Origin of the sequence: Turicibacter faecis, from assembly GCF_037076425.1 — a bacterium.
Lineage (GTDB): Bacteria > Bacillota_I > Bacilli_A > MOL361 > Turicibacteraceae > Turicibacter > Turicibacter faecis.
Window position 1 is genome coordinate 280,659 of the sequence record NZ_AP028127.1, and the last position, 12,188, is coordinate 292,846.

General features: G+C 35.7%; 8 protein-coding genes. All 8 read left to right on the top strand.

Annotated features, from left to right (window positions below; genetic code table 11):
- The first annotated feature begins 18 nt into the window (after positions 1 to 18).
- Complete coding sequence (locus AACH31_RS01425; protein WP_262953679.1) at positions 19 to 1,884, top strand: sensor histidine kinase; 1,866 nt, start codon at positions 19 to 21, stop codon at positions 1,882 to 1,884.
- A 24-nt stretch (positions 1,885 to 1,908) separates the two neighbouring features.
- Entirely contained in the window at positions 1,909 to 4,749 is a 2,841-nt protein-coding gene (uvrA, locus tag AACH31_RS01430; protein WP_262953678.1) for an excinuclease ABC subunit UvrA, read from the top strand.
- A 652-nt stretch (positions 4,750 to 5,401) separates the two neighbouring features.
- Positions 5,402 to 6,418, top strand: a complete 1,017-nt coding sequence (locus tag AACH31_RS01435) for a 3D domain-containing protein (RefSeq protein WP_237658955.1) — start codon at positions 5,402 to 5,404, stop codon at positions 6,416 to 6,418.
- 802 nt (positions 6,419 to 7,220) lie between these two features.
- Positions 7,221 to 8,159 carry an HPr(Ser) kinase/phosphatase gene (gene hprK / locus AACH31_RS01440; RefSeq protein ID WP_161832325.1) on the top strand — a complete coding sequence of 313 codons (939 nt, stop codon included), beginning with the start codon at positions 7,221 to 7,223 and terminating at the stop codon, positions 8,157 to 8,159.
- A 55-nt stretch (positions 8,160 to 8,214) separates the two neighbouring features.
- Positions 8,215 to 9,066, top strand: coding sequence for a prolipoprotein diacylglyceryl transferase (lgt, locus tag AACH31_RS01445; RefSeq protein ID WP_161832326.1), 852 nt, complete (start codon positions 8,215 to 8,217; stop codon positions 9,064 to 9,066).
- 50 nt (positions 9,067 to 9,116) lie between these two features.
- The gene (gene ppaX, locus AACH31_RS01450; RefSeq protein WP_161832327.1) at positions 9,117 to 9,764 is read left to right on the top strand and encodes a pyrophosphatase PpaX; all 648 of its coding nucleotides are present in this window, start codon (positions 9,117 to 9,119) and stop codon (positions 9,762 to 9,764) included.
- Position 9,765: 1 nt separating this feature from the next.
- Entirely contained in the window at positions 9,766 to 10,695 is a 930-nt protein-coding gene (gene trxB, locus AACH31_RS01455) for a thioredoxin-disulfide reductase (RefSeq protein ID WP_161832328.1), read from the top strand.
- Positions 10,696 to 10,808: 113 nt separating this feature from the next.
- Positions 10,809 to 12,139, top strand: a protein-coding gene (locus tag AACH31_RS01460) for an IS3 family transposase (protein WP_411040339.1) whose coding sequence is annotated in 2 segments (ribosomal slippage) — positions 10,809 to 11,210 and positions 11,213 to 12,139 — 1,329 coding nt in all. Because the reading frame shifts where the segments join, the coding sequence is not laid out codon by codon here.
- The last annotated feature ends 49 nt before the right edge of the window (positions 12,140 to 12,188 follow it).

Below are 12,188 nucleotides of genomic sequence, written 5' to 3' on the forward strand. Positions count from 1 at the left end.
ATTTAGGAAGAGGTTAAAATGAAAAAATTATTTTGGCGTATAACAATGACGTTTTGGGTTCTATTCGGAATCGTTGTCGTCTCTTTTACGCTAACTTTCTATTGGAATTATGAAAAAATTTATTCTCAAAAATTGTTAGAGATTGATAGAGACGTTAATAAAATAGGAACTCAAATAGATCGTAATATCGTTTCATATGAACGGTTGCTTAAAACAGAGGAGTATAAACTTTTAACATTAACCGAAGATAATTTAAGGGTGTTGGAATCCTTAAATGATGAAGCACGTCATCAACTAATGAAGGATGGGGGTTTTGTAGAGTCTGACGATTTATTTGAATCTGCGTACCTAAGTGCGATTAATAGTATGAATGATATCTTACAAAAAAATCGGGAACTTTACGTGGACGATCATCGAGTATTAGATTTTCAAATCGTACCGATATTCGATCAGGGATATTCGGATGTTATGTCTAATAACTATCCAGAAGGGACTGAAACAATTAAGGTAGGTGATGCCCTTTATCTGGTCAATGATAAATTTGCGGATAAACGGAATTGGACAATCTACAAGCTTATCGAAAGTCAAGGAATATTATTTGGGTATATAAAATTATCAGTTGTATCGATTGGTCCGGGTACGTATGGGATTAATAGTGATCAGATTGTTGAAATGATTTATTATATTGGTAATAATCAATATATCGACGAAGAATTACCTACAAAGTTAAGTTCCCGAATTAAGGAATCAAATTTTGAGGAAGCATCTCAGTTATTAAAGGATAATGGGTATTATACGAATCGGTATATTTCATCCAAAAATAATATTAAAATGATTTATTACGTTGCCAATAAAGATTTAAGGAAAGCTATATTGAGGGAAACAATTAGTCTATTTGAATTTAGTACAATTTTGTTAACTTTACTATTTTTCTTTGCAGCGTATACATTATTTATCGTAATTATTAAGCCATGTTATTTATTAATTGAATACGTTGAACGTTGTGGAAATGGGGATTATTCTATGCCACCTAGAATTAATCCAGCATGGAAGACATCATTCTTAATGGTCCGTAATGCTTATTTAGAAAATGAACGCTTATTAAAGGTTAAGGATAATCAAAGTCAGGAATTAGAGCTTGCTTGGCAACGGTCCTTGCTCGCTAGCCAGGCGAAGACGTTGTTTTTAGCTAAAGTGTCTCATGAATTAAAAACGCCATTAAATGCGATTAAAGGTTATGTACAGTTATTGAAGTTAAGTATTGAGCAACCTAAGCAAAGAAAACAATTAGAAATTATTGAACATTCGAGTGATATTTTATTAAAGCATGTTAATGAATTATTAGACTTTTCAATGATCGAGGATGGAAAGGTGAAACTTACGGTTACGCAAATTAATGTTTTCCACATGGTAGACACTATTAAAGAGCTATTTTTTGTAGAAACAGCCAATAAGGGAATTAAGTTTATTGTGAATACGGATTCGACGATTCCAACTGAATTGTACGGTGATGAGGGACGAATTAAACAGATTATTATCAATTTAGTTTCAAATGCGATTAAGTTCACTGAGCAGGGAGAAATCAGGATTGACCTTACCTTGGATTATCAAAATGAATCAGATGCCTATTTAAGTATTAAGGTTACGGATACTGGAAAAGGAATAGCCCCAGATAAATTAGAATCGATTTTTGAGGCATTTACTCAAGAGAATAATACGATATCAAGACGTTTCGGTGGAACAGGCTTAGGATTAAGTATTTCAAAAAGATTAGCTGAGGCAATGGGGGGACGGTTAACCGTTGAAAGTACGGTTGATATTGGATCAACGTTTACTCTATTTTTACCACTTTCGAAATCTTTAGTGGAAGAGCAAGACATTTAACGTAAATGCACGAGGTGACTAATCATGAATGACAAAATTATTGTAAAAGGTGCACGTGAACAGAATTTAAAAAATATTGATGTTGAAATCCCACGTAATCAGTTAGTTGTATTGACTGGTTTATCGGGGTCTGGAAAGTCCTCTCTTGCATTTGAAACAATTTATGCTGAGGGACAAAGGCGTTATGTAGAGAGTTTATCAGCCTATGCAAGACAGTTTTTAGGTAATATGGAAAAACCGGATGTTGATTCAATTGAAGGGTTGTCTCCGGCTATTTCGATTGATCAAAAGACGACGAATCGTAATCCAAGATCAACCGTCGGAACTGTAACGGAAATCTATGATTATCTTCGCTTATTGTTTGCAAGGATTGGTAAACCCACTTGTCCTGTTCATGGAATTGAGATACAGGCGCAATCGATTGAGCAAATGGTTGATCGCCTATATCAGTACGAGGAACGGACAAGAATGCAAATTTTAGCTCCCGTTATTGTCGGTAAAAAGGGTAGTCACGTCAAAACGCTTGAAGGATTAAAAAAAGATGGATATGTACGTGTACGTGTTGACGGAGAGATGCTGGATTTAGATGATGAAATTAAGTTAAATAAAAATAAAAAGCATACGATTGAGGTTATCGTTGACCGCATTTCATTAAAGCCAGATACTCGTTCAAGGGTTGCGGATTCATTAGAAACTGCTTTGAAACTTGGAGCAGGTAAAGTATTAATTGATGTTGTAGGCCGTGAAGAATTAATCTTTAGTGAGCACTTTTCGTGTCCTTATTGTGATTTCTCCGTCGATGAACTTGAGCCGCGCATGTTCTCATTTAATTCTCCTTTTGGTGCTTGTCCTGAGTGTAGTGGCCTAGGGGTACAAAAGAAAATTGATATTGACCTATTAGTCCCAGATCAGCGATTATCTATTAGTCAAGGGGCTATTCGTGGATGGGAAAAAGAAGAAACTCATGGGCGTAAGTTATTAGATACCGTATGTCAACATTATGGGATTGATTTAGATAAACCATTTGAAGAATTGAGTGACGAGGAAAAGAACATTATTTTTTATGGAACATCAGAGCCTATTCATTTTCAACTTCAATCAGAGAGTGGAGTTAAACATGAGAAGGTGGATACTTACGAAGGGGTTATTAACAATTTAGAACGAAGATATATGGAAACGAGCTCTTCATTTATGCGGGAATGGATTGAAGGGTTTATGTCTGAATTAAAATGTAATAGATGTCATGGAAAACGACTCTCTGAACAAGCATTATCCGTATTAATTGATGGAAAAAATATTGATGACTTTACGGAATTATCGATTCAGGAAGCTTTAGATTTTATTCAGGAGTTAAGGTTAAGTGAAAAGGATTTAAAGATTGCCCATTTAATTTTAAAAGAGATTAAGGAGCGTTTGCTCTTCTTAGTTAATGTTGGTTTAGATTATTTAACTTTAAATCGTTCCGCGGGTTCCCTGTCAGGAGGAGAAGCTCAAAGGATTCGATTAGCTACTCAAATTGGGTCACGCCTATCAGGAGTTTTGTATGTGTTAGATGAACCTTCTATTGGTCTTCACCAGCGGGATAATGATCGATTAATTGATACCCTAAAGTCCATGCGGGATTTAGGAAATACGTTAATTGTTGTTGAGCATGATGAAGATACGATGATGGCGTGTGACTATTTAATCGATATCGGTCCCGGTGCAGGAATACACGGTGGGGAAATCGTAGCTCAGGGAACACCAGAAGAAGTTATGCAAAATGATCATTCAATTACAGGTCAGTATTTGAGCGGTAAAAAGCAAATCTATTTACCAAAGGAACGTCGAAAAGGAAATGGACAATTTATAGAGATAAAGGGTGCAAAGGAAAACAATCTTAAAAATATTAACCTAAAAATTCCGATGGGAATTTTAAATGTGGTGACGGGCGTATCAGGGTCAGGAAAATCAACGCTTATTAATGATATATTATATCGTTCCATTGCCTCTAAGCTTTATCGGATTAAGGATAAGCCGGGTGAACATAAGGAGTTAAAGGGCATGGAGTATATTGATAAAATCATTGATATTGATCAATCACCGATTGGTCGAACGCCACGTTCAAATCCTGCCACTTATACGGGAGTTTTTGATGATATTAGAGATCTTTTTGCGTCAACTAATGAGGCAAAGGTTCGAGGATATCAAAAAGGCCGTTTTTCGTTTAATGTGAAAGGCGGAAGATGCGAATCTTGTCATGGCGATGGCGTATTAAAAATTGAAATGCATTTTCTACCAGATGTTTATGTGCCTTGTGAAGTTTGCCATGGAAAACGTTACAATCGTGAGACACTTGTGGTTACCTATAGAGGAAAAAATATATCAGATGTATTAGATATGACAGTCGAGGATGCTTATATATTTTTTGAACATCATCCGAAAATAGCACGAAAATTAAAAACACTTTCTGATGTAGGATTAGGTTATTTAAAATTAGGACAGCCTGCATCGACCCTATCTGGGGGAGAAGCACAACGTGTGAAATTAGCATCCGAATTACATCGTCGTATTACGGATAAAACGGTTTATATTTTGGATGAACCGACCACGGGGTTACATATCGAGGATGTGAAAAGACTGTTAAAAGTTTTAAATCGCATGATTGACGAAGGTGCAACGATTGTTGTGATTGAGCACAATTTAGATGTTATCAAAATGGCTGATTATATTATTGATTTAGGTCCAGAAGGCGGAACAAGGGGCGGAACTATTGTGGCTAAAGGAACCCCGGAAGAGGTGGCTAAGGTACCAGAATCATATACGGGTAAATACTTAAATAAAATTTTAGTACGTGATCGGGAAAGACAAAAAAATCTTAGTTAATTAACGAGACTAGGATTAGTCTTACGGTGTATTTGGTGTTTTAGTAACATTGGATAAGATAAATTTTTAAATTTATATATAGATATGGATTGTTGTTCCCATCTAATTTTTTATGCTAGATAGGCAATCCTACTTACTTGAAGTAACCACACTAGGCAGTTCGATTTGAATTGTAGAAGAAAGTTATGTTTTTGAGGATACAAAGGAGAGAAGACGTAAAAATGTCCTCTCTCTTTTTTTAGTCGATGATATTAGCAGCATAAGAGGGATAAATGTGAATGGTTTTTAAATGAGGGATTAGGTGTATTAATAAAAAATATTTTTAAAAATTAATGTATTCTGTATAGTGTATTAAAAAAGGACCAATAATAGAGTAAACAGATTAATATTTAAATTTTTTCTTCTTTAGACAAAAAGTCTTAGTAAAATAAGGAAAAATATCGAAAACCGAACATTTTGTGTCTTTTTCGGGTCTAATTATGTTCTTTTTGTGTAAAAAGTGTATTAAACAAAGGGTTAACCGGTTTAGAAGGTTGACCTTTTTTTTGTACGCGTGCTATGATAGGCACGTCGTAAGCTCACTCTAGAAAGATTACTTGCTTGTTTATCGGACGTAAAGAAGGAGGTGAACTGTTGCTAAAATGGGCTATCGATGAAAGTCGTTAGGATTTGTTTTAGGCAACAGGCGCATGAGATGAAACGAGATCTAATTGCATTTATTATGTCATTATGCGTAATTGTAGTTGGAATCTACGCTGTCATGCAATCCAACTTGAAGGAAGTAAACATCAATGATAACGGAGAGCTGAATACATTCACCACATATCAACAGACGGTGGATGCCTTGTTAAAAGAGCAAGGAATAAGAGTTGGAAATTTTGATGATATGAATGTAAGTTTTGATGAAGAAATTTACGATGGAATGGACATTGAGATTAATCGTGCCCAGTCAGTCGTTATTAATGATGGTGGAATCAAAACTTTAGTCATGACAACAGAATCAACAGTAGATGATGTATTAAAACAACGTAGTATTGAACTTAGTTCAACAGATGAAATTTCAGTCGATAAATCTTCTTTGGTTGAGGGAGATATGGAAATTGAAATTACACGTGTAGAAAAAGCATATGAATCCGTATTTGAAGAAATTAATTTAGATACAGAGTATGTTTACACGGAGGACATTCCACAAGGGGAACAAGAAGTATGGAATGAAGGTTCGCCAAAAGTAGTCGAACGCGTCATCGAAAAGGTTTATAAGAATGGAGAACAGATCGAACAAACTGAAGTAAAGACGAATGTGGTTGACGAAGGTCAAACCAAAACGATTGCAATTGGAACGGGTCCAATTACATCTTTCGTTGCTAATATGACTGCCTATGATATTCATTGTGCAGGATGTGGAACACGAGTGGCGTGTAAACCATACACAGATATTAGCTCAACCATTTACTATAATGATAGTACATATGGTTCAGTTCGGATTGTTGCCGCTGGAAAAGATTATCCATGTGGAACAATCGTAGACATTGACGGAATCGGTAAAGCGATTGTTTTAGATCGCGGTGGTGCTGTTACCGGAAATGATTTAGATTTATTGGTCAATACAAATCCATGGGATTTTGGCCGCAAATACAAACAAACTAAAGTCCTCAGATTGGGCTGGTAATCTTTCGTTTACGAAACGTAATCGTCATCAAAATTTTATATGCTTGTAGAGGGATGGACAGTTAGTGAAAGTTCTTACGACAATCAATAATTTAGGTCATTAGCTGAAGTCATATAAAAGGCGAGAAACGTCGTTGCGTAAATAGTATGAAAAGGGTCTTCTGATTTTAACGTCGATCGGTTAAAGTCAGGAGACCTTTTTTTGTTATTAAGAGACATCTGTAAAAAAGTAATCTAATTTACAACAATTACTAAAAGTTTATGATAGAATAGAATTAGATTATTGGCGCGAACTATATTAAATTGATCTGGATTAAAGAAAGATCCTTCTTTGTTTTATAAAGATGATTTAAAGGTTAAAGTAGGTCAATATTTAAAAATAAGCATTCCTAAGTTAAATTCAAGAGGAAGATAATTTCTAGATAGCGTGTTCAGAATAATTAGTCAGATTCATTTATTTATGAGTAGAGGGAGCATATTCTTAATAGCAATCATTCAGTAGAGGTATAATTAATACGAAGGTTTGTTGAAGATGATTTTATTTTTACTTTAATATAAAGTATTTTCATTGCAGAGTGAATTTGTCATTATTCCAACTTCTAGATTATTTACTAGAATGGTGAATGAATTGTTGGAGTCGGTTACAGACTATTGAAGGGAAATCGTGTTTGGGGGAATTTTTTAGTCTAATTCATGTACATTCTATCTTATTGAAAGAATTTAATCCCTATTTATTAAAGGAAGCTTTGGAAACAATCCGTGAGGCTGGTTAGTTTATATTATAATTTGGTGGTGAATAGTTGATGAACGTAGTAACAGTTGAAGATTTAGTAGCGGAATTAGAGCTAGAGATCGTGACAGGGAAGGATAAATTGAATCGTCCGATTACAGAGCAGATGTTGTCACGTCCTGGAATGGAATTAACAGGTGTTGTTGAGTACTTTAGAGATAGTGCGAAGCGTCGTGTACAAATTATTGGGACTAAGGAATGGTTATACTTAGAGTCGCTCGATAGCGAGGTTCGACGTGAAAGAGCCCGTGTTTTATTCACTGAGGAAACGCCTGTCATTGTGTTTTCAAAAAATTTCAATATTCCACAAGAGATGATTGAACTTTCTGAGGAAACAGGGGTTCCACTTTTAAGAAGTGCAAAAGAAACGACCGTTTTATTTACATCTATTTCTAACTATTTAGAGGAGGCATTATCTCCTATCGAGTCAGTTCATGGAGTATTAGTGGACGTCAATGGAATCGGTGTTTTAATTACAGGTAAAAGTAGTATTGGGAAAAGTGAGACTGCGTTAGAGTTAATCCATCGTGGACATCAGTTAATTGCAGATGATCGTGTTGATATTTTTGAAAAAGAACCAGGTTTAGTAGTAGGGCGTGCTCCAGAATTGTTACAACAGTTTATCGAGGTACGTGGAATCGGAATTATCAATGTCGTTGAGATGTTTGGGGCGCGTGCTTACCGTCATAAGAAACGTGTAACTTTAATGATTGAACTAGAAGATTGGAATAATGAAAAAATATATAATCGCATTGGTTTGTCAGATGAGACGACTCGCTTATTCAATACGGACATTCCAAAAATCACGATTCCAGTTCGTCCGGGACGTTCGATTGCTTCATTAATTGAAGTTGCTGCTATGAATCATCGGTTAAAGGTAATGGGGTATAATGCGGCAGAAGCATTTACTAATCAATTAAATCAGTTTATTCAGTCAAAGAGTAATCATTAAAAAGTGAGGATGAGTTATCCTCACTTTTCAAATCAGATAGAATGGAGGAAGGGTATTGGATCATTCAACAATTGAACCGCTTAATAGAGTATTTTTGCAACTTGGCCCACTTACGATTTATTGGTATGCTGTTTTTATCATGTCAGGGGTTGGCTTAGGCCTCTTTTTAGCAGTGCGTGAAGGGAAGAGAATGGGAATTGGATCAGAGTTTTTTTATGATCTCGTTACTTATGGATTACCTATCTCAATTGTGTGTGCTAGACTTTACTATGTTTTATTTAGTCTTGATTATTATTTAGCTAATCCAGGCGATATTATTAAAATTTGGCAAGGTGGATTAGCGATTCATGGTGGAGTAATTGGAGCAGTCATTTTTGGCTATATGTTTTGTAAAAAGAGAAAGGTTAATTTTTGGCTAGTCGCTGATATCGCAGGGGCAAGCTTTCTTATTGCGCAGGCACTTGGGCGTTTCGGTAATTTTATGAACCAAGAGGCGCACGGTGGAGCAGTTCCCGGATCAACGTTAGATGCTCAACGGGAGTTTTTAAAATCTTTATTTATTCCTGATTTTATTGTGAATAATATGTATATAAATGGGGTATATTATCATCCAACATTTTTATATGAATCTTTATGGAATATAATAGGTTTTTTAATTATTATTTTTATTCTCCGTAAACTATCTCGTGTACTTGTTGGAGAGATTGCGGCTTTTTACGCTATCTGGTATTCGGTTGGACGTTATTTTATTGAAGGAATGAGAACAGATAGTCTAATGTTAACAGATTCCATCAGGGTAGCACAGTTTATTTCATTAATGATTATCCTTGTTGTTTTTTCTATCGTGATTGGACGTCGCATGATGAAGAAGGAATTAATTTCATATAGGAGCTTTTATAAATCATAAGTCTTGGAATCGATGAGATTTCAATCTATTTAGGAGGTGTGATAGAAGGGATGTTAAAGGCTGTTTTATTTGATTTGGATGGAACGTTAGTTAATACAAATCACCTGATCTTTAATTCTTTTAGACAGGCATTTTCGGAATTAATGAGTCATCGTGTATTAAGTGATGAGGAAATTATGGACTGTATCGGTCCGACTCTTCATCAAACGGGTGAGAAGTATTTTCAAGATAATGCGGAGCAATTTGTTCATTGCTATCGTAAATATTATCAACAAGATCATGATGAGATGATTGAGGCATTTCCGGGAATTGTCGGGATGTTGCAGATGCTTCAAGAAATGGGATTAAAATTAGTCATTGTGACTTCAAAAAAACGTGACATGGCGATTAAGGGATTATCTTATTTGAATTTGCTCTCATTTTTCGATTTAATTGTGTCATCTGACGACGTAACAAATCCTAAGCCACATCAGGAACCAATTCAACGCGTGTTAGATTACTATCATTTTTCGGTTGATGAATGTTTAATGGTTGGGGATAATTCGCATGATATTGAATGTGCTCATGCTGCAGGTGTGAGGAGTGTTGCGGTAGGATGGGCAATGCGAGGTTCGGATTATTTGAAAACGTATCATCCGACTTATATAATTAATGAGGCAAAGGAATTAGTTGATATTGTTAAAAAGGAAGGGATATAGAATGGAAAAGATTTATGATTTAGCTATTATTGGCGCGGGGCCAGCAGGGATGACTGCTGCAATTTACGCGGCACGTGCAAGTTTATCAGTTGTAATGATTGAGCGAGGTGCACCGGGTGGGCAAATGGTGAATACATTTGAGATTGAGAACTATACCGGTTTTGAAAAAATTTCGGGTCCTGAGTTATCGATGAAGATGTTTGAACACGCTCAAGCGGCTGGGGCTGAATATGCATATGGCAATGTAGAGAATATTAGTTTAGGTGATGATGACATTAAGATTATTGATTGTGGGGATCATCATATTAAAGCACAGACAGTTATTGTGGCAACGGGAACTAAACACCGATTATTGAATGTGCCAGGAGAAAGTGAGTTATCTGGCCGCGGTATTTCTTGGTGTGCGGTTTGTGATGGTGCTTTCTTCCGTGGGAAAAAAGTAGCCGTTATTGGTGGGGGTGATTCCGCAATTGAGGAAGCTATTTATTTGGCGGGACTTGTTGAAAAGGTTGTTGTTATTCATCGCCGTGATGAGCTACGTGCACAAAAGATTTTACAAGAAAGAGCTTTCGCAGATGACAAAATTGAGTTCGTATGGGATTCCGTTGTAGAAGAGTTTGTAAATAAAGATGGAAAGTTAGGCGGAGTTAAGGTTAAGAACGTAAAAACAGATGAAGTATCTAGTATTGAAGCAGACGGTGCCTTCATCTATATTGGTCTAGACCCAATCACTGATATGATTAAAGAGTTAGAAGTGACAGATGAGGCTGGATATATTGTAGTGGACCATTCAATGATGACACCGGTTCCGGGAGTTTTTGCAGCGGGAGATGTTATTAGTAAAGAACTTCGTCAAGTTGTTACTGCTGTAAATGACGGTGCCATTGCAGCGCAGTCGGCATTTAAATATATTGAAACGAAATTAAGATAACTAATACTAATAAAAAAGTAAAATGTACCCTAGAGAGTAGACAAATAAAAAAAGTCTACCTTCTAGGGCCTTTTTGTTATAATATTAACTATTAGATTTTAGGAGGATTTTAAATGAGCAAGAAGTTATTTACACCACAAGAGATTGAACAACTCAAACAAAACGAATATGTTAAGTCAGTATCTGAAAAAGGGATTACTTATACGAAAGAATTTAAGGAGAACTTTATTATGATGAGCGAGAAAGGAAAGTTTCCGCGAGAGATATTCGAATACTATGGATTTAATGTTACGGTGCTTGGCATGCAGCGTGTGAATTCTGCAGCTAAACGTTGGAAACAAGCCTTTAAAACCCAGGGCCCATTAGGATTGGATGATAGTCGTACTAAGAATTCTGGAAGGTCCCTAAAACGAGAGTTAACGCTAGAAGAACAATTATTACGCACGCAGGCTGAATTAGAAGTTTTAAAGATTGAGAACGAATTATTAAAAAAGTTGAGACTCATGAGAAAAATGCTCGAATAGTCTCTAAAGAAGTAAAGTTTCAAATGATTCATCAAGTAGTGAATCAGACATCAACTAAATTTAAATCTTTAATTTCTCATTTATGCGATAGTCTTGGTGTTTCAAGATCAGGTTATTATCGTTATTTTTCGTTATGTGCTGAAGAAGCTCGTTTAAAGCGATTAAAGGAGGAACAACATCGTTTAGAAGTTATTCAAAAGGCCATTTGTTTTAAGGGACGAAAAAACAAGGGAATTCGCCAAGTAGCGATGGTTCTTAAAGGGGAATTCAACATTATCTTTAACCTAAAATCTATTCATCGAATCATGAAAAAGTATGGACTATTGAGTCAAGTTCGTCGAAGCAATCCCTATCGTAAACTCGCTAAAGCGACACAAGCACATCGTGTCTGTCCAAATCTTGTTAATCGTCAATTTAGGCCATTAGAACCTTATAAAGTTCTATTAACCGATATCACTTATTTAAAATATGGAAAGGGTCAGACTGCCTATCTCTCGACCATCTTAGATAGTGCAACAAATGAAGTTTTAGCTTTTCAATTAAGTGAGCATTTAAAGATAGATTTTGTTCTCCAAACACTGAACCAACTTCAAGAAAATCCGACTGTCCAATTAACGAAGGAAACGATTATTCACTCCGATCAGGGCGTGCATTATACGAGTCCGCAATTTTCGAATCAATTAAAGGAATTAGGAATTCAACAATCAATGTCTAGGAAGGGGAATTGTTGGGATAACGCTCCACAAGAATCATTTTTTGGGCATCTAAAAGATGAAGCAGATATAACCAATCAACTGACATTTGATGATTTACTCATTGAAATTGAAGAATATATAGATTATCATAACAACTTTAGATATCAATGGAATTTAAAAAAGCTGACTCCTGTAGGATACAGAAATCAGCTTCAAGTTGCTTAGGTTTTTTTCTTTGTCCTTGACAAAGGGTACAGATTAAAATGGGATTGTA